This window comes from Mycobacterium sp. (assembly GCF_052145595.1).
In the GTDB taxonomy this organism is placed as follows: domain Bacteria; phylum Actinomycetota; class Actinomycetes; order Mycobacteriales; family Mycobacteriaceae; genus Mycobacterium.
Genome location: NZ_JBKQOI010000172.1, coordinates 39,474 through 56,517 on the forward strand (window position 1 = coordinate 39,474; position 17,044 = coordinate 56,517).

19 protein-coding genes and 1 tRNA gene are annotated in these 17,044 nt (G+C 62.5%); 9 read left to right on the forward strand and 11 right to left on the reverse strand.

Going from position 1 to position 17,044, the window contains the following annotated elements; translation table 11 throughout:
- Window positions 1–142 precede the first annotated feature (142 nt).
- From ACLP4W_RS16220 to ACLP4W_RS16235, 4 genes are all read right to left on the reverse strand, one after another.
- Complete coding sequence (locus tag ACLP4W_RS16220; RefSeq protein ID WP_442387587.1) at window positions 143–1,213, reverse strand: dihydrodipicolinate synthase; 1,071 nt, start codon at window positions 1,211–1,213, stop codon at window positions 143–145.
- Window positions 1,214–1,319: 106 nt separating this feature from the next.
- A complete protein-coding gene (locus ACLP4W_RS16225) occupies window positions 1,320–2,429 on the reverse strand; it encodes an NAD(P)H-dependent amine dehydrogenase family protein (protein WP_442387589.1) in 1,110 nt (369 codons plus the stop codon).
- Window positions 2,430–2,505: 76 nt separating this feature from the next.
- Window positions 2,506–3,702: a cytochrome P450 gene (locus ACLP4W_RS16230; protein WP_442387590.1), complete on the reverse strand. Its 1,197-nt coding sequence runs from the start codon at window positions 3,700–3,702 to the stop codon at window positions 2,506–2,508.
- Window positions 3,703–3,715: 13 nt separating this feature from the next.
- Window positions 3,716–4,501 (reverse strand): spirocyclase AveC family protein, encoded by a 786-nt coding sequence (locus ACLP4W_RS16235; protein WP_442387592.1) that lies wholly within the window; start codon window positions 4,499–4,501, stop codon window positions 3,716–3,718.
- A 209-nt stretch (window positions 4,502–4,710) separates the two neighbouring features.
- Between ACLP4W_RS16235 and ACLP4W_RS16240 the strand changes: the two genes are divergently transcribed.
- Window positions 4,711–5,376 carry a TetR/AcrR family transcriptional regulator gene (locus ACLP4W_RS16240; protein WP_442387594.1) on the forward strand — a complete coding sequence of 222 codons (666 nt, stop codon included), beginning with the start codon at window positions 4,711–4,713 and terminating at the stop codon, window positions 5,374–5,376.
- A gap of 80 nt (window positions 5,377–5,456) precedes the next feature.
- Here the strand turns inward: ACLP4W_RS16240 and bcp are convergent, their stop codons facing one another.
- A complete protein-coding gene (gene bcp / locus ACLP4W_RS16245) occupies window positions 5,457–5,936 on the reverse strand; it encodes a thioredoxin-dependent thiol peroxidase (protein WP_442387596.1) in 480 nt (159 codons plus the stop codon).
- Between the two features lie 93 nt (window positions 5,937–6,029).
- Here bcp and ACLP4W_RS16250 point away from each other — a divergent pair, with 93 nt between their 5' ends.
- Entirely contained in the window at window positions 6,030–6,257 is a 228-nt protein-coding gene (locus tag ACLP4W_RS16250; RefSeq protein ID WP_442387597.1) for a DUF3618 domain-containing protein, read from the forward strand.
- Between the two features lie 29 nt (window positions 6,258–6,286).
- Here ACLP4W_RS16250 and ACLP4W_RS16255 read toward each other — a convergent pair whose 3' ends face one another.
- A complete protein-coding gene (locus ACLP4W_RS16255) occupies window positions 6,287–7,165 on the reverse strand; it encodes a lysophospholipid acyltransferase family protein (protein ID WP_442387599.1) in 879 nt (292 codons plus the stop codon).
- A 78-nt stretch (window positions 7,166–7,243) separates the two neighbouring features.
- Here ACLP4W_RS16255 and ACLP4W_RS16260 point away from each other — a divergent pair, with 78 nt between their 5' ends.
- A complete protein-coding gene (locus ACLP4W_RS16260; protein ID WP_442387601.1) occupies window positions 7,244–7,816 on the forward strand; it encodes a TetR family transcriptional regulator in 573 nt (190 codons plus the stop codon).
- Between the two features lie 258 nt (window positions 7,817–8,074).
- On the opposite strand, the gene ACLP4W_RS16265 is transcribed toward ACLP4W_RS16260, so the two are convergent.
- Window positions 8,075–8,311, reverse strand: a complete 237-nt coding sequence (locus ACLP4W_RS16265; protein WP_442387603.1) for a hypothetical protein — start codon at window positions 8,309–8,311, stop codon at window positions 8,075–8,077.
- A 466-nt stretch (window positions 8,312–8,777) separates the two neighbouring features.
- On the opposite strand from ACLP4W_RS16265, the gene ACLP4W_RS16270 reads away from it, so the two are divergent.
- Window positions 8,778–9,377 carry a TetR/AcrR family transcriptional regulator gene (locus tag ACLP4W_RS16270; protein WP_442387605.1) on the forward strand — a complete coding sequence of 200 codons (600 nt, stop codon included), beginning with the start codon at window positions 8,778–8,780 and terminating at the stop codon, window positions 9,375–9,377.
- Window positions 9,378–9,492: 115 nt separating this feature from the next.
- Here the strand turns inward: ACLP4W_RS16270 and ACLP4W_RS16275 are convergent, their stop codons facing one another.
- Together ACLP4W_RS16275 and ACLP4W_RS16280 are read right to left on the reverse strand one after the other, a co-directional pair.
- Window positions 9,493–10,404 (reverse strand): universal stress protein, encoded by a 912-nt coding sequence (locus tag ACLP4W_RS16275; protein ID WP_442387607.1) that lies wholly within the window; start codon window positions 10,402–10,404, stop codon window positions 9,493–9,495.
- 147 nt (window positions 10,405–10,551) lie between these two features.
- Window positions 10,552–10,761 (reverse strand): dodecin family protein, encoded by a 210-nt coding sequence (locus ACLP4W_RS16280; RefSeq protein WP_442387609.1) that lies wholly within the window; start codon window positions 10,759–10,761, stop codon window positions 10,552–10,554.
- A 558-nt stretch (window positions 10,762–11,319) separates the two neighbouring features.
- Between ACLP4W_RS16280 and ACLP4W_RS16285 the strand changes: the two genes are divergently transcribed.
- From ACLP4W_RS16285 to ACLP4W_RS16295, 3 genes are read left to right on the forward strand one after another with little or no spacing between them, the layout of a single operon-like run.
- The gene (locus tag ACLP4W_RS16285) at window positions 11,320–13,692 is read left to right on the forward strand and encodes a Helicase associated domain protein (RefSeq protein WP_442387611.1); all 2,373 of its coding nucleotides are present in this window, start codon (window positions 11,320–11,322) and stop codon (window positions 13,690–13,692) included.
- 48 nt (window positions 13,693–13,740) lie between these two features.
- The gene (locus ACLP4W_RS16290; protein ID WP_442387613.1) at window positions 13,741–14,031 is read left to right on the forward strand and encodes a helicase associated domain-containing protein; all 291 of its coding nucleotides are present in this window, start codon (window positions 13,741–13,743) and stop codon (window positions 14,029–14,031) included.
- On the forward strand, window positions 13,916–14,539 hold the full coding sequence (locus ACLP4W_RS16295) for a helicase associated domain-containing protein (protein ID WP_442387615.1): 624 nt from the start codon (window positions 13,916–13,918) through the stop codon (window positions 14,537–14,539). The genes ACLP4W_RS16290 and ACLP4W_RS16295 overlap by 116 nt, the downstream gene beginning before the upstream one ends.
- On the opposite strand, the gene ACLP4W_RS16300 is transcribed toward ACLP4W_RS16295, so the two are convergent.
- Window positions 14,524–14,670 (reverse strand): helix-turn-helix domain-containing protein, encoded by a 147-nt coding sequence (locus tag ACLP4W_RS16300; RefSeq protein WP_442387622.1) that lies wholly within the window; start codon window positions 14,668–14,670, stop codon window positions 14,524–14,526. The two genes, ACLP4W_RS16295 and ACLP4W_RS16300, sit on opposite strands and share 16 nt — an antisense overlap.
- Before the next feature lie 161 nt (window positions 14,671–14,831).
- On the opposite strand from ACLP4W_RS16300, the gene ACLP4W_RS16305 reads away from it, so the two are divergent.
- Window positions 14,832–15,299 carry a tyrosine-type recombinase/integrase gene (locus tag ACLP4W_RS16305; RefSeq protein WP_442387617.1) on the forward strand — a complete coding sequence of 156 codons (468 nt, stop codon included), beginning with the start codon at window positions 14,832–14,834 and terminating at the stop codon, window positions 15,297–15,299.
- A 44-nt stretch (window positions 15,300–15,343) separates the two neighbouring features.
- Here ACLP4W_RS16305 and ACLP4W_RS16310 read toward each other — a convergent pair.
- Window positions 15,344–15,416: transfer RNA gene (locus ACLP4W_RS16310), tRNA-Lys, on the reverse strand.
- 327 nt (window positions 15,417–15,743) lie between these two features.
- Here ACLP4W_RS16310 and ACLP4W_RS16315 point away from each other — a divergent pair.
- Window positions 15,744–16,940: a L,D-transpeptidase gene (locus ACLP4W_RS16315; RefSeq protein WP_442387619.1), complete on the forward strand. Its 1,197-nt coding sequence runs from the start codon at window positions 15,744–15,746 to the stop codon at window positions 16,938–16,940.
- Window positions 16,941–17,044 lie beyond the last annotated feature (104 nt).

Below are 17,044 nucleotides of genomic sequence, written 5' to 3' on the forward strand. Positions count from 1 at the left end.
AGCTTGAGCCGAGGCCACGGGTGCCGGGTTACCCTGCGGAAGAGTGGAATTGGAGCCATCGCCGAAGCGTTGATCGAGTCCGGCCCGGCGCCGGTGTCCCCGTGCTCAATGGTGTACATCACGAGCATCGTTCTACTTGCTCTCACCTGATCGCTGGGGCACCCGGCCACCTATACGCACCGAACACTTCGGGAACCACGATGCCGGGTGGTGCCTTGAGCACGTAAGGCATCGCTCGGAGCGCCGAAATCCCCACAGCGACATAACCTCCCGAGGCATTACCGAAGTGGGCGATGGGGTCGGTATCGAAACGAACCTCGGCGGCGATGTTAGGAACGCCGTCGACCCGGATCCGCACCGTGTGGCCGTCAAGTACCAGATCCCAGTCTGGGATGTCGGCTGTGCAGGTCCAGAACTCTTCGACCACCAGGACAGGCTTGGCGTCGTGGTACCCCGTCCAGGACAGGATTTGGCCGACGACGGTGCCGGCCGGCAGCGTCGTGCAGTCTAGGGTCACGTCCTCGGGCGACACCGCCGTTCGGATGACGTGATCTATCTTGTCGATGTGGACGCCAAGCGCCTCGGCCGCCGCGCCGATTGCCTGTTCGGATTGGGTCGACACGGCACGGAATGCGGGCGATTGCACCGAGATCTCCTCGGGTGGCTTACCCATGCCCATCAGGTCGACGAGCATCCGTTCTTCTGGCACGTGAGAACAGTCGACGAACTGCTGAATCGTGATGGTGTCGACGCGCTGGCACAGAGCGGTCAGGCTCACCGCCAGCTTCTCCAACATGAACCCCGGGTGCTCGCCAGCCGGGCAGAACCGCGAGTTCCCCGCCTCGCAGGCTTTGCGGATCCGTTCACTGACATCGGAGCCAAGAGTCGGCAAATGCGCGTATGACGTCACCGTGATAACGCTCTTGCCGGATTCAAGCAGCGCGACGATGTCGTCAGTGTTGGCATCGAAACCGTAAGCCTTGCTTGCCGAATGCAACACCGCGTCGGCATCAAGAGCCAAGATCGCTGCCTTATCAGCGGTCGCCACGATGCCGGTGTCAGGGCGCCCCACCAAGGCTCCGGCGTCGACCCCCACTTTGTCGGGCGAGTAGACAAAGAGCCCGACGAGATCGAATTCGGGGTTGTCGATAACTTCGGCGAGCTGAACGGAGCCCACGGGACCGGTGGCCCATTGAATGACCCGGGTTGTCACGCTTGAACCCAACAGACTAAACGCACTAACGCCTCCGGATTAGCAGATGTGTTGCCTTAGCGATGCCGGCCCTCGGTGCTGCCGGTGATCTCGCCTTGACTCTTGCTCAAACTGATTGTGTGACAAAGGCATTTTTGGGAATGGTCAACGGAAGATCGACCGCGCTCAGTAGCCCGGGCGCGGCAGCGACGACGTATGGCACCGCGTTGACGACGCGCATCGCGGTGGCCACCATCGCGCCTGCCCCAGAGGTCATTGCGGCGATCCCGGCCCGCCCGGGATTGCGCAGGGTTGCCGCCATTGTGCAGTCGATGTCGGGATCGCCCGTGATCACCACGCGGTAGGACAGGTCGCCGATACCGGTCGGCCAGTCCGGAGCAACGCCGTGAGCCAGCCGCGTGACGTGTTCGACGATGATTGCCTCGCGGCCCTCAACGACGCCGATAGCCTTCATTCGCAGCGCGCCGCACGTTCCCGCCTCGACCGTACCCATCGCGACTTCGAGGGTCTCGTTAGTCACGGCGCGATCAAAACTCTCGCGTATCTCCTGGACTTCGACACCCAAGGCGTCGCCGATCAGCCGGAGTTGACCCGCCCACTCACCGGCGATCGCGCCAGGAAATGAGATCCAGGGCTGGTAGTCCAAGGGTTGGCCAAACCCCAATCCGTTGATCATGATTTCGGGTACGCCGTAGTCGTCGTACAACCCGATCTCGTAGGAGTGGATCCTCTCGATCGAGGACGATTGCGTGGACAGGACGAGCGGCAGGTAGTCGGCGGCGAATCCAGGTTCGATGCCCGATGCGTAAAGCGATACCTGTCCTTGTTTGGCCGCGGCGGCCAGTTGCTCGCGCCACTCGGCAGGCTCATAGGCATGCGGGTTGACCAGCCGAGTCGTGCTGGTGGTGACGACGTTGATTCCTGCTTCGAGTAATTTCACGTAGTCCGGAATCGCCAGGGCATCCCGTTCAGGCCCGCTGGCCGCATAGATCACGCAGTCCGGCTGGAGAGCGATCAGGGCATCGGCGTCGTTGGTCGCCGCCACACCGATCGGATCACCGTTGGCCAGCTCGCCGGCATCCTTGCCCACCTTCTCCTCGGAATGCACCCACACTCCGACCAGGTCGAGGTCGGGACGGTTGGAGATGGTGCGAATAGCGATCGACCCGATCCCTCCTGTCGCCCACACCACCACGCGGTATTTGCCTGCGGCCATGGTTTCCTCCTGAGTTGCACTCAATCTCTTGTGCTTTAGGTGATTAGTTGTCAGACGCTTGCATCCCTGACGTCCGCTATACCGTCTTGACGGGCAGCCGAGCCCAGCCTCGCACGCTGGAAGTCCGGGCCCTGCTTGCGTTCTCGTAGTCAACGTCCCAGTCGGTCCACCGCTTGAACACCTCCTCGAACGCGACCCGCGCTTCCAGCCGTGCCAGCGAGGAGCCGAGGCAGAAATGCAAACCTTGCCCGAAGCTCAAATGCCCCGCCTTGCGGTGGATGTCGAAACGGTCGGGCTCAGAAAAGTGAGTCTCGTCGCGATTGGCCGACGCGTTGAGTAAAAGCATGTAGGAACCTTCGGTCACCGGGTGCCCATAGAGCTCGGTGTATTGAGCGACGTAACGCGCCTGGACCGGTGACGGTGGCTCGTAGCGCAGCGTCTCCTCGACTGCCGACGGGATCAGCGAAGGATCGGCGACCAGTTCTCTCCTCTGGTCTGGATTTTCACCGAGTAGCTCACCCATGAATCCGATCAGCCGAGCCGTGGTTTCGCCGCCCGCGCCGGCGATCATCGCGGTGTAGGCCAGAACCTCGGTGCGGTCGAGGGGGCGCAAGGTTCCGTCTGGCTCTTCCACCTGTGCATTGAGCAGCTCCGTCATCAGATCATCGGAAGGATGTGTCGCCCTCCACTCGATGTAATCGGCGAACTGTGCGATGGACTCCTCGAGGGTCGTCGCGCTGAGCAGACTGCCCCCGGATTCGACCGTGATGCTTTTGTCGTTGCGTTCGCGGATTTGTTGTTGCCCCTCCTCGGGGATACCGAGCAGGTATCCGATCGTCCGCATGGGCATGATTGCGCCGAGATCGGCGACGAAGTCGAATCCGTCCAGCTCACGGAGCGGATCCAGTGCGCGCGAACAGAGGTCACGCACCAGCCCTTCGACCGCCAACATGCGGCGGGGGGTGAAAACCCGTGACAACAGGCGGCGGTGCAGGTCGTGCAAGGGCGGGTCTTCCCACAGCAAAATGCCGGGCGGGATGTCGATGCCGCTGAACAAAACGTCGGCGGTGGTGCCCCGCCCTGAGCGATATGTCTGCCAGTCGTGCAGCGCTGGGGCGACGTCGTCATAACGACTGAGCGCGTAAAAGTTGTACTTGTCGTTGTAGTACAGCGGCGCCTCAGCGCGCATGCGCTTCCACACCGGATAGGGATCGTCGTCGATGGTGTGGTCGAACGGGTCGTAATACAACTCGACTGTTGAATTGCTCGTCACGATGTGCCTTCTGCTAGCGGGGCTGGTTGGGCGTGCCCGGGTACAGCTCCTCGGAGGGGCCCGCGGTCACCCAACCGCCCAACTTCGTAATGAGATGGGGCGCGAAGACCGAGCCGTAAACCAAGTGCCCGACGAGGACGATCGCGACGACGGACAGGACCGACGACTGCAGCCGACTTCCCGATCTCTTGTCGGCCCACATCTCGATGATGTTTCGACCCTCGGAATCGGTGCGTCCGAGCAGGTAGGTGAAGACCATCATCTGGATGCCCATGGCCAAGGAGTCGTAGAGCGGGTACTGGTGTTTGGTTCCCTCGAATATTGCAAGTCCAGGAATCACGTAACCGTAATAGAAGTTGCCGAAGTGGGCCCCGGTAATGGCATTGAAGACGAAAGCCCAGCAGAACCCTACGGCGAGGCCGACCGTGAGGAGGGTGATTGGCCTGCGCCAGTTGAGTTTTGCGCTCAGCCAGCGTCCGAGGGCGGCTCCGATCAAGGCGGGAAGCACAAAGTAGGACACGTAGCCGATGGGCACCGACGATGGCAAGCCGCCCCACGTCACGTTCAGCGGCCACCACGATGGCATCCGGGGTAGAGCGGGCGGAAATTGTGCATACATCGCCCAGTCGTAGGGTGACTCGATCCACGAGAACGACAGCGCCGAGATGCTCAGCAGTAGTAGCGGGTGCAGGCGTCGGCGGCGATAGCTCAGATAGACCCCGATGAGAAGAAACGCGATGCCGGAGACATAAGCAAAGTACATTTGCCCCGTCAACAGTGGCGTCATCTTCGTGCTCACGGGCGACCCTCGTTACCCGGAGTGCGCCGCGCTTCCGGGTCGTAGCGGAGCACCAGGCCGAATGCCAGAGCAATCAGTCCAAACAGCGTGCCTAGCATGATCACAGCGCCCACGTCCGTACCCCTCTCGATACGAGCTCGATCCATTAGATAGTGACGACTATCTTAAGAACAGTCAACCACCTAACGCGGTTCAAGGAGTGAACAAGCGTGGCCCAGCGACCTTCCGCCAGAAAGCAGGCCGAGGCGAACACGCCGGCCCCGGGATTGCGTCGGCCGCGTGGCGCTCCACGCAAGCTTCTGCTCGCCGCGGCTCGCGAGCTCTTCGCCCGCCAGGACTACCGCAGCACGACGACGCGTGAAATCGCGGAGGCCGCTGGCGTAACCGAACATCTGCTGTTCCGCAACTTTGGTTCGAAAGCGGGGCTATTCCGAGAGGCCCTCGTCTTGCCATTTACGGGATTCGTCGACGACTTTGGCCGCACGTGGGAATCGGTCATCCCCGAGGAGACCGACGAGGAGGAGCTGGCTCGGCGCTTCGTCGGGCAGCTCTACGACGTCTTCGTAGAACGCCATGGCCTGCTCTTGACACTTATGGCGGCGCAGGCTCTCAGCGACGAGGAGATCGCTGATACGGGCATTGCCGACATTAGGCGTGCCCTCACCGTGCTCAGCCAGATCGGCGCGGAGGGAATGCGTATCCGCGGCATGCGTTCCAGCAAGCCAGACCTGCCCGCTTACTCAACGGTGGCGATGATCGCCGGCATGGCCGCATTGCGTTCGACTTATTTCGGACCTGAGCAGCCATCGAGAGAGGCCATTGTCGAGGAACTCGTCCAGGCGCTTCTCCACGGGTTCCTGCATCGGCAAGACTGACGAGCTAATGGCCGTTGCAGCAGGCGTCTTCGCGTTTCAAAGGTCCTCCGAAATCTCGGCTCCGTGCAGGTTGCTGCCAGCTATCCAACTTGCTTGATGATCTTCTGGATATTTGTTGCCGTGTGTGCAGCCTTGACGTTGTATTGCGCGACGGCGATTTTGCCTTTTTCGTCGACCACGAAGGTGGAACGAATCACGCCCTGGACGGTCCTGCCGTACATCTGCTTTTCGCCGTAGGCGCCCCACGCCGCCAGCACCTTGCGGTCGGGATCGGACAGCAGCGGGAACGCCAGTTTTTCGGCGTCACGGAATTTCGCGAGCTTGGCCGGTGGGTCGGGGGAGATCCCGACGACGTCAAGTCCGGCATCGTTGAGGTCGCGCAGATTGTCGCGGAAGCCGCAAGCCTGTTTGGTGCATCCCGGTGTCGAGGCGGCCGGATAGAAGTACACAACGACCCGGCGCCCCTTGTAGTCGGCCAGCGATACCTTGTTGCCGTCGGCGTCGGGCAGGCTGAAGGCGGGCGCTTTGTCGCCCGGCGCCAGCCGCGTGGTCTCGGTCAACGTCCCTCCCTTTCTGTTCACCGGAGCGTTGGGATCAGCGCCAGCTGATCTAGGGTAGTGCCTCAGGTGCATCAGGAGGACTTGGAGGACACAGTGGCGGACCGGGACCCCGAAGCCATCAAGCAGGACATCGACCTCGCCCGCAACCAGCTGGCGGCCACCGTCGATTCACTTGCTGAGCGCGCTAACCCTCGCCGTCTCGCCGACGACCTCAAGGCCCGGGCGGTCGAATTTGTGAAGAAGCCTGTGGTGATCGTCTCGCTGGTGGGGATCTCGTCGGTCGTCGTGCTCGTGGTGGTCCGCAGGATCAGGGATCGCTGACCCGCAAAAATTCTTGCGGCACTTCGGATTTAGGCGGATTCGGCCCTTTCCTCCGCTTCGGCCGCGCCGACCCAGGCCAGCGGGTTGAGTTCGCGGAAAGGATCGTAGGCTCGGATGGCCAGCAGTTCGGCCAATATGGTTTCGAGCGATTTCTGAGTTTTGTTCCTGACCGAGGCCACCCAATTGTCTGTTGATACGCGGTCTGGCTTCGTGGTGGCGATCGGTTCGCCGAAGCGCAGATACATCCGCTGCGGGCGAGGGATGAGGGTGGGGCCGATGCCACGCATCAACGGCATCGCCATATCGGCATCGCCGGTCAGCCTGGTGCTGATGGTCCTACTCAGCCGACCCAGGACGCTGTCGCGAGTGACCAGGCTCTTGTAGACGTCGTCTCCGCCGACCAGGCCGACGGGGATGATCGGGTAGTCGTTTTCCACGGCGATGCGGGCGAATCCGAAGCGGCCATGCCAGTTCAGGTGGTATTCCTCGCCCTTGAACTTCGCGATCTCGCGGCCTCCGCCGGGGAACACCAGAATGGTCTCGTTGTGCCGCATCAGCTCTCGGGCGGTCTCCGGGGCGCCGACGACACCGCCGTAGGCGGTCATCAGATCGTGGCCGAACCCGGACTTCTGCCCGAATCGGCGATCGGCCAGCGGCCGGACCCGGGTGCCGATCGCGCGACGTACGAAGTGCGGGATCAGCAACACCTCGCCGCCTATGAACTGAGTGTGGTTGCCCACCAACAGGAATCGGCCGTCGGCGGGCAGCGTCTCGAGACCGACAACGTAGGGCCGCCAAAGGTCGATCAACGGCGCGATGCCGTCGTGAACCTTGTCCAGTGCACCTCGCAAGTGCTGCACACGGCGCGGATGGTTCATCACTGCATCGATATCGATTGGCTTGTTCACGGCGACCTCAACTCGGGCTCGGGGGTGTTCCCTCCAATCGTACCAAACGAACTAGTTCGTATGGGATATCATTTTGTTGTGCGGACCACAAGCGAGCTTCGCGAAACGATCCTGAACGCCGCGCGCTCGGAGTTCGCCAAATACGGCTTTGCCGGCGCCCGGATCGACCGCATCGCCCGGACCGCCGACGCCAGCAAGGAACGGCTCTACGCGCACTTCAAAGACAAGGAAGCGCTGTTCCGCAGCGTGGTCGCCGCCGACATGACGGAGTTCTTCGCCGCCATCACACTGCGTGCGGATGCCGTACCGGAATTCGTGGGTGACATCTACGATCTGGCCTGCAGACGACCCGAGCACCTGCGCATGATGACCTGGGCCAGCCTCGAGGGGCTGGTTCTGGACCCGCCACCCGTCGGAGATCGGGAATCCGTAGCGGCGCGGGACATCGCCACCATCGAGGCCGCCCAGGCCGCCGGTTACGTCGATGCGGCCTGGAAACCAATGGACCTGCTGGTTCTGCTATTCGGCGTCGGCTTGGCGTGGGCGCAGTCACCCCATCCCGACGCCGGCACCGCCGAACCCGAGATCATCGCGGCGCGGCGCGCAGCCGCCGTGGAGGCCGCGCGGCGCATCGTGGCTCCCGCAACCTGAAATCTTGGTGCGCCGTCAGGGTTTCGAACCCCGGACCCGCTGATTAAGAACGGGCGGTTCTGGTTGCTTCCCGCTGTCTCCGGTTGTGTGCCCTATTCCGTTGGGCGGCAATGCTTCGCCTACCTGATTACTTCCTGTCGCAGCCGGTCGATTCCGGTCAATTGCGTGTCATTTGCGCCGCATAAGCGGCACCTGGCCTTATTCGCGATGGCAAATTTGCTGTCGCGTCGCGTGGAGCTAGACGAGCTACAGACACTCTCAACTGTCGAGGTTTCCCCACTCGTCGCCAAGCGCCGTGGAACTGTCGGGTTGGTGGTCATCCTTAGCCGGATCCAGCTGCAGTGCTGACCAGGTGCTGTTGATCGACACGTCCTGGACCGGCTCAACGCCATATTGGCGAAGAGCTCGAACAAGCCAGTCCCGGCGAAGATCGATCCCCGGCTGACCGGGGTTGGGGTAGATCAGCCAGGCCAGGCGGCCAGCGCGGGCCGCCACATATACGGACCTGAGCCACGCCAGGTCCGTCGGCCGGGGAGCAAAGCCAATGACCACGTCAGCCTGATCCGGGTTCGAGCCTGCAGTCCTTAGCAGCCTCAACCTCGATTCGGGTGGCACATTGACCACTGCCACGCTTTGGCCGGGCATTATCTGCAGCTTTTCCTCAAGCTCTCGGGCGCCGGGCACGTCACCTCTACCATTCGCAAACAACATTCACTACGAATCTAGCATTCATCGTGAACGTAAGATGTGTGAGGTGCACATTGACATCGGAATCACACGGCGCGCGGCCGGGCGCTTAGCGCTCGACCGCCACGCTGGATGCCAGAATTTCGCCAGGACCATTCAATAGACATTCACCGCGGATCTATCATTCATGGTGAACGTAGCATGTGTGAGGCGCACCGTGATACAGGGCAGCACGCGACGTGACAGGAACGCAGAAGCGACCCAGCAGGTGATCATGCAAGCTGGCCGGGAGCTATTCGCTACCCAGCCCTACGCTGAGATCACCGGTCTGCAGATCTGTGTGCGGGCCGGGGTCACCCGCGGTGCGCTGCAACACCACTTCGGCAGCAAACTGGGGCTATTCATGGCGATATTCGACGGTCTGCAAGGCGATGGCGCCAGCCGCGTAGCAGATGCTCTCGGCGATCACGATGATCCATGGGAGCAGGCACGGGCGGTCATCGGGGTGCTCCTCGACGTCTACACCGATGCTGAATACCAGGCAGTGGTCTTGAAGGAAGCCCCCGCGGCAATCGGATGGCAGCGATGGCGCGAACGTTACCGGGACAACTTCTCAGACGTCGTCCGCGAACTAATCGGCAGCTTCGTCGCTGCGGGCCTTGTCAAGCATTCACCCGCCATGTTGACCGCCACAATGAACGGAGCGCTCACCGAGTTGTCATTTGAGATCGCGCGTTCCAACCACCCGCCAGACACACGCGCACTGGCGCTCGCCCTACTCGATGAAATGATGTCCAAGTTCCGCGAACTCGTCGCGGATTCACCGCGACAAGAGCCAGGCCCCAATCGTCGCCGCCGCCGCGGCGGCCGCTGACCACGGGCGGCGACGCCGCGCGGAAACGGTGCGCTTCGGCGTTTAGGAAACCCGGTGTAGGCCACATGCTCGCGCGCATTCGATAGCGGCCTGACGGGCGTGTGAGATGCACGGGTTAGCGTGATGCCCGCTTGGGCGGGTATGACTCGCGGGCGACGATCACCACCGTCCGCGCCGCATGCGTGACAGCCGTGCTCACCGAACCCAGCAGCATGCCCGCGAATCCGCCTCGACCGTTACTGCCGACGACGACGAGTTGTGCGGACTCCGAGTGCTCGACAAGTTGACGAGCCGGCTGATCGCACGCCACCACACGTCGCACCGTGACATCGGGGTAGCGCTCCTGCCATCTGGCCAGCCACTCGGCCAGCGCCTCTTGTGCCTGCACTTCCATGGTCGCGAAATCCAGACCCGGCACTTCCGACATGCTGACGTCGGACCACGCATGCAGTGCCACCAAGTCCACACCCCGGCGGCAGGCCTCGTCAAAGGCGATCTCCGTCGCCAGTTCCGATGCGGGCGAACCATCGATTCCCACCAGCACCGGTGCCTGCGCGAGCGGCGGGGCCTCATCATGGACGACCGCGACCGGGCAATGCGCATAGTTCACAAGGCCGGTGCTGACCGAGCCGAACGGGACCCGGCTAAACGCGCCTTCGCCCCGGCATCCCACGACCATCATGTCCGCAATCTTGGACTCATTGACGAGCGTGGAAACGGTCGGGCCATGCACCACCACGCTGTACACGAACGGCGGGCCATGGTCGGCGGTGCTGTCGGCGACCGCCCTGCGCGCGTCTTCGAGAATTCGCCTCGCTTTGTCGTCCTGCCGCTCGAAATAGTCTTGAGGTATCGGAATCTCCGGCCACGGCGCAACCGCTGGCACGACCGGTGCGACGACGTGCATGAGTGTTAGCGGAACATTGCGCATCGCAGCATCGCGAGCCGCCCAGTCGACCGCCGCCATCGACGACGCTGATCGGTCGACGCCGACCAAAATGCCACGATGGGTTTCGGAGCCGGACATTCGTTCCCCTGCTTCTGTCGTTAAGCGATTAGGGATTACACGACGCGCATAAGTTCACTGCGGGGGTTGCAGTATCTTGCGAATTTCTGTGGGGAGCTGACCCAGGGCCTTATCTATCTGGATGGAATCCCAATGCCGTCCCCGGCTCTAATCGAGGACGAATGTGACCAGCATGTTGACGCGGTAGGCAACAATCCCGCCGTTCTGCACATCCACAGAGTGCTCCTTGATCCAGGCCGACTTGACACCACGCAGCGTCTGCTCGGCCCGAGCGATGCCAGTCTTCACGGCGTCTTCGAAACTGGTGTCGGACCTCGCGCTGATCTCGGTGACGCGAGCGACAGTGCCTCCTGGCATGATGACCTCCCAGAGTCGATGTTGGATGATCGGACGATCCCAGACCGTGACCATTCAACTCCGGCGCGACAGAAGCAAAGTAGGGAAGATGTACTCCGCGCCTGAGGACTTTCGGCCACTCGTTGCAACATCCACCAGGTTCTAGCATGCCGGACATGGACGCGGTAGAGGCAATTACTGAACGTGACCCTCACCATCGCTGCCCGATCTGTGGGGGCGAAACGGAGCTGGTTTCGGTCGGTTTTGTGCATCGGGACGGTGAGAAGCATCAGATAGAAATTTCGCCCAGGAGGCGGCGGTGTGCTGTCCTGGACTGCCGCGGGCACAGCTTCCTAGACGAGCCCGCCGACGGCTAGACGTTTGTCTGAATTTCGGCCCACCACACACCTGACATACGACGCGAAGGTGGTTGGCGGATAACGCCGTGATGGGCTAATGCTTACGCCAAACGCCACACCGGTCAACACTTCCAGGGTGGCGTTCGCGGTGCTGCCATGACGGCGCACCGGTGTGGGGAAAGCGTCGTTAACGTCGCAGCCGTCGATTAGCATCCCCGCCGTGGCGACATTCAGCGACCTGTTCGCCCGCCTCGACCCCGACCCGAGGGTCCGAGGCAAGCAGTTCGAGCATGTCTGTAAGTGGTTTCTCACCAACGACCCGATGTACAAGAACACCTTGCGAAGGGTGTGGGTGTGGAGCGAGTGGACGGGTCGGTGGGGCGGAGACGCGGGTATCGACCTGGTCGCCGAAGACCACGATGGACGGCTGTGGGCGATCCAGGCGAAGGCGTATGCCCCCGAAAACACCGTCACAAAGGCTGACGTGGACAAGTTCCTGGCAGAGTCCTCGCGGGCGGTGTTCTCCTACCGACTGCTGATCGCCACCACCGACAAGCTGCACCACGTCGCACGGCGGACGATCAACGACCAGGAGAAGCAGGTCGCCTTCGTCGGGTTGAGCGACCTTCTCACCTCTGAGGTGAACTGGCACACCAACCCCCTCGACATGCGCCCGTCCCCGCCGCCGAAGCCCGCCGAGCCGAGAGAGCATCAGCGCGAGGCAATCCGCGCTCTGGTGAAGGGATTCACGAAGTCGGATCGCGGTCAGCTCATCATGGCGTGCAGGACAGGCAAGACCCTGACCTCTCTTTTCATTAAGGAGAAGCTCGCCGCCGACCGGACCCTCGTCCTGGTGCCCTCGCTATCTCTTCTGAAGCAGACGATGCAGATGTGGACGGTCAGCAGAAGGGTTCCGTTCGAGGCACTGCCCGTGTGCAGCGACCAGACCGTGGGGCTGTCCGGCGAAGACGCGGCGGTCGCGCATACCAGCGAGCTGGGTGTGCCCGTAACTACCGATCCGAATGACATCGGCGCGTTCCTGCGACGCCGGTCGGGACCGCGTGTGGTGTTCTCGACCTACCAGTCCTCCCCCAAGATCGCCGCCGCCTTCGCCGTTGGGCGGCTACCAACGTTCGATCTGGTGATCGCCGATGAGGCGCACAGGGTCGCTGGAATCGAATCCTCCGATTTCGCCACGGTTCTTGACGATGCGGCGATCAAGGCACGGCGGCGGTTGTTCATGACCGCGACCCCGCGCTACTTCACAGGCAGGGTGCTAAAGGCGGCGCAGGAAGCCGACCTTGAGGTCGCCTCGATGGACGACAACTCCAAGTTCGGGACGGTGTTCCACCGACTCACTTTCGGCGAGGCGATCAAACGCGACCTGCTCACTGACTACCAGGTCGCCGTGGTCGGCGTGGACAATGACACCTACCTCGATTGGGCGGAGAGGGGCACTCTCGTCACCCTCGATGGGAAGAAGGTCACCGACGCACGAACGCTTGCGGGGCAGATCGGTCTGGCTAAGGCGATGCGGAAGTACGACTTACACCGGACCATCTCGTTCCACTCCCGCGTCGCCCGTGCCCGCGAGTTCGCCGCAGAAATCCCCGAAGTCATCGCGTGGATGCCTGCCCGGCAGCGCCCGAAGGGTGCGCTGTGGTCGAGTTACGCATCGGGTGAGATGACCGCTGGCGAGCGGCACGTTCGCCTCCTGCACTTGAGCCGCCTTGACGACGGGCAGCGGGGTCTGCTGGCCAATGCGCGGTGCCTTTCCGAAGGCGTCGATGTGCCGACCCTCGACGGCGTTGCGTTCATCGACCCCCGTCGGTCCGAGGTGGACATCGTCCAGGCGGTCGGGCGTGCGATCCGTAAGTCCGAGGACAAGAACGTCGGCACCATCGTCATCCCGGTGTTTATCGATACCGAGACCGATCCCGAGATCGCGCTGAATGACTCGTCTTTCAAGCCTGTGTGGAACGTGATCCAGGCGCTCCGCGCCCATGACGAGGAGTTGGCTGAGCAGATCGACGAACTGCGACGCCAACTTGGGCGCATCGGCGGTGTCCCGAAGTTGCCGGACAAGATTCACCTCGACCTTCCGGTCAAGGTGGGTCTGGATTTCGTCGCCGCCTTCGACGTGCGGCTGTTGGAGGAGTCCAGCGTGTCGTGGGAGTTCTGGTTTGGGATGTTGGAACAGTTCGTCGAACGTCACGGTCACGCCCGCGTCTCACGACCGTGCACAGTGGATGGCTACCGTCTCGGGGCTTGGGTCAACGGACAACGCAACAAGTACTCCAACGGCACCCTCGCCGCCGACCGTAAGTCGCGACTCCAGAACCTTCCCGGCTGGACCTGGGACGCCCATGCGGAGCAGTGGGATGAAGGCTTCCGCCGGCTCCTGGACTATGTCGAACACCACGGTGACGCCCGTGTCCCGTTGTCCTGCAACGTCGATGGCTACCGGCTCGGCCAGTGGGTCAACGTGCAACGCGACAGGCACTCCGAGGGAACCCTTCATCATGAGCGTCGCGCTCGACTGGAAGCCCTTCCAGGCTGGGTCTGGAGCCCTTTGGACGCTCAATGGGAATAGGGGTTCGGGCGACTTCTGGCCTACGTCAAGGCGCACGGAGATGCCCGCGTGCCGCAGTCCAACAAGGCGGCCGGGTATAACCTCGGCAACTGGGTGAGCATCCAACGCGGTAAATACGCTAAGGGAAACCTGGACCCGGCAGCGTCTCGAAGAACTGCCTGCTTGGACGTGGACCGCGACCGATTACGACGGCGTGTGGGAGGAAGGACTGCGCCGACTTCAGGTGTATATCGAACACCACGGCGACTCGCTCGTGCCGCAATCGTATGTTGTCGACGGCTACAAGCTCGGCTCCTGGGCCACGGTGCAGCGGCACAAGCATGCCAAAGGGACCCTTGATTCCGAACGCGAACGCCGCCTCGATGCATTGCCCGGCTGGTTCTGGGACGCCCGCGCCGCTGAGTGGGAGGCGGGATTTCGCCGACTTCATGAGTACATCCGTCGCCACGGCGACGCCCTCGTCCCCCAGAACTACACCGTTGACGGGTACAAACTAGGCAAATGGGTTAACACACAACGGATTTTCCGCTCCAGGGGACGCCTTGATCCCGAACGTCAACGACGCCTGGAAGCCCAGCCAGGCTGGACATGGGATTCCCGACAGGCCGGATGGGACAAGGGATTTCGATACCTTCAGGAATACGTGAAAAAGAACGGCCACGCTCGTGTGCCACAGTCCCACGTCATTGACGGTTTCCGGCTTGGCAACTGGGTCAACATGCAACGCAGTAACTTCGCCAATGGCATCCTCGACGACGACCGCCGAATCCGACTTCAGGACTTGCCGGGATGGTCATGGCCGACTCGCGCCATGAAGTCTACAGAGGGGCGTCAAGCGGTCTTGTAGTTGTAGACGGTCTGACGGCTTACACGGTATTCCGTGGCGAGCGCGGTAGCAGATTCGCCCTTGGCCAGGCGTTCGCGTAGCTCACTGGCTGCAGCTTGCGGTGCTGGCGAATGTCTTGGCCACCAACCCAGTTCGTGACGTGGAACAGATCAAGTCCAAGCGGCCTCCGAAGGGCGCTCCGTCACTGACAGCTGACCAGTCGCGCGATCTGTTGGTGAGGCTGCGAGCCTCCGAATACTGCCAGAAGCATGACCTTGCCGACCCGTTCACGATCTGCTGGGGCTGAGATGGAGTGACTTCGACGAGACGGCGGGAAACGCTGGCGGTGTCCGGCAAAGTGGTGCGGATCACGGGCAAGGGGCTGATCCGGATGGACGAAACCAAGACCGCAGCCGGTCGTCGCACGATTGCCCTCCCCAGCTTCGCCATCGACGTACTGCGGCAACGACGCTCACTGCCTTACCTGGGCCAACATCCCGAGATCATCTTCCCGTCCACGGCGGCAACATGGCGCGACCCGAACAACTTCGGCAGGGACTGGCGCACCGTCCGCAAGGACCTGGGTGTGCCGGACGTGACCGCACACAGCTTCCGCAAGACGCTCGCGACCCTCATCGACGAGGGCGGCCTGTCCGCACGCGTTGGAGCCGATCACCTGGGGCACTCCAAGGTCAGCATGACGCAGGACGTCTACATGGCGCGTGGCAAAGTGCATGCGCAGGTGGCCGACCTGCTCGACGACGCAATAAGCGGCGCATAAACGGCGCCCCGGAGCCCGTGAGACTCCAAAGATGGGCTTTGAAGTGCGCCGTCAGGGTTTCGAACCCCGGACCCGCTGATTAAGAGTCAGCTGCTCTACCAACTGAGCTAACGGCGCCTTGGTCGGCCGAGATCGCGTTGCGACAATAACAGGCGTTCTGTCGCAGAGCGAAATCCCGGACCGCTCCAGTGTAGAACCTGCGCGGTGGCCGCCTTCTGCCGTTTGCGGACGCCGCAACGCTGGCTTAGGGTCACTGGCTTGTGTCTAACGTCGCCGAACCAGCGCGCGGCTCACGCTTTGGTGTGAGATTCGTCGCGATGGCATCAAGGACCGGATAAACCGGCCCATGTTGGCGCGATGAGGGGCGCAATCGCACTAAAATGCTCGCAATTATTCAGGGTCAGCTGTGACCAAAATAAACAGAATCTCGGGGAAGGTCACTTGATGGCGCCTTTGCGCAGACGTCGATCGTGGCTGGCTGCTGGGATGATCATGATTGCGGTGGTCGGTGCCGCCTGCAGCAGCACCCACGCCGCCGCGCCGGCGAAGGTCATCTTCGACAAGGGCACGCCGTTCGCCGATTTGCTTGTCCCCAAGCTCACCTCCTCGGTGACCGAGGGCGCCGTCGGCGTCACCGTGGATGCGCCCGTGACGGTGAACGTTGCCGACGGCGTGCTGGCGTCGGTCACCATGGTCAACGAGAACGGCAGGACGATCAGCGGTCAGCTCAGCCCCGACGGGCTGCGCTGGTCGACCACCGAGCAGCTCGGCTACAACAGGCGCTACACGCTCAACGCGAAGGCGCTCGGGCTCGGTGGTGCGGCGAACCGCCAGATGAGCTTCCAGACCAGTTCTCCCGCCCACCTGACGATGCCCTACGTCAACCCGGGCGACGGCGAGGTGGTGGGCATCGGCGAGCCGGTGGCGATCCGGTTCGACGAGAACATCGCGAACCGCGCCGCCGCCCAGAAGGCCATCGCCATCACCACCGACCCGCCCGTTGAGGGTGCGTTCTATTGGCTGAACAACCGCGAAGTACGTTGGCGCCCAGAGCATTTCTGGAAGCCGGGCACGGCCATTGACGTGGCGGTCAACACCTATGGCGTCGATCTGGGCGACGGGATGTTCGGCGAGGACAACGTCAAGACGCGCTTCACCATCGGCGATGAGGTCATCTCGACCGCTGACGACACCACCAAGATGGTGACCGTGCGGGTCAACGGCGAAGTCGTCAAGACGATGCCGACGTCGATGGGGAAGGACAGCACCCCGACGGCCAATGGCTTCTACATCGTCGGTGGGCGGTTCAAGCACATCATCATGGACTCCTCGACCTACGGAGTACCCGTCAACTCGCCCAACGGATATCGCACCGATGTCGACTGGGCCACGCAGATTTCCTACAGCGGTGTCTTCGTGCACTCCGCGCCCTGGTCGGTGGGCGCCCAAGGACACAGGAACACCAGCCACGGGTGTCTGAACGTGAGCCCCAGCAACGCCGAATGGTTTTACGACCACAGCAAGAGCGGAGACATCGTCGAGATCACCAACACCGTCGGGTCCACGCTCCCGGGCACCGAGGGGCTCGGCGACTGGAACATCCCCTGGCCGGTGTGGAAAGCGGGCAACGCCAACACCTGACGGGAGAACTTCGCGAAAGTGCATTCGGCGACGCAAACGCCGAGAAAGCGCGTCGCTAGTTGCACTTTCGGCGTAAAGGAAAATACCCTCCGGCCGGTGGGGTA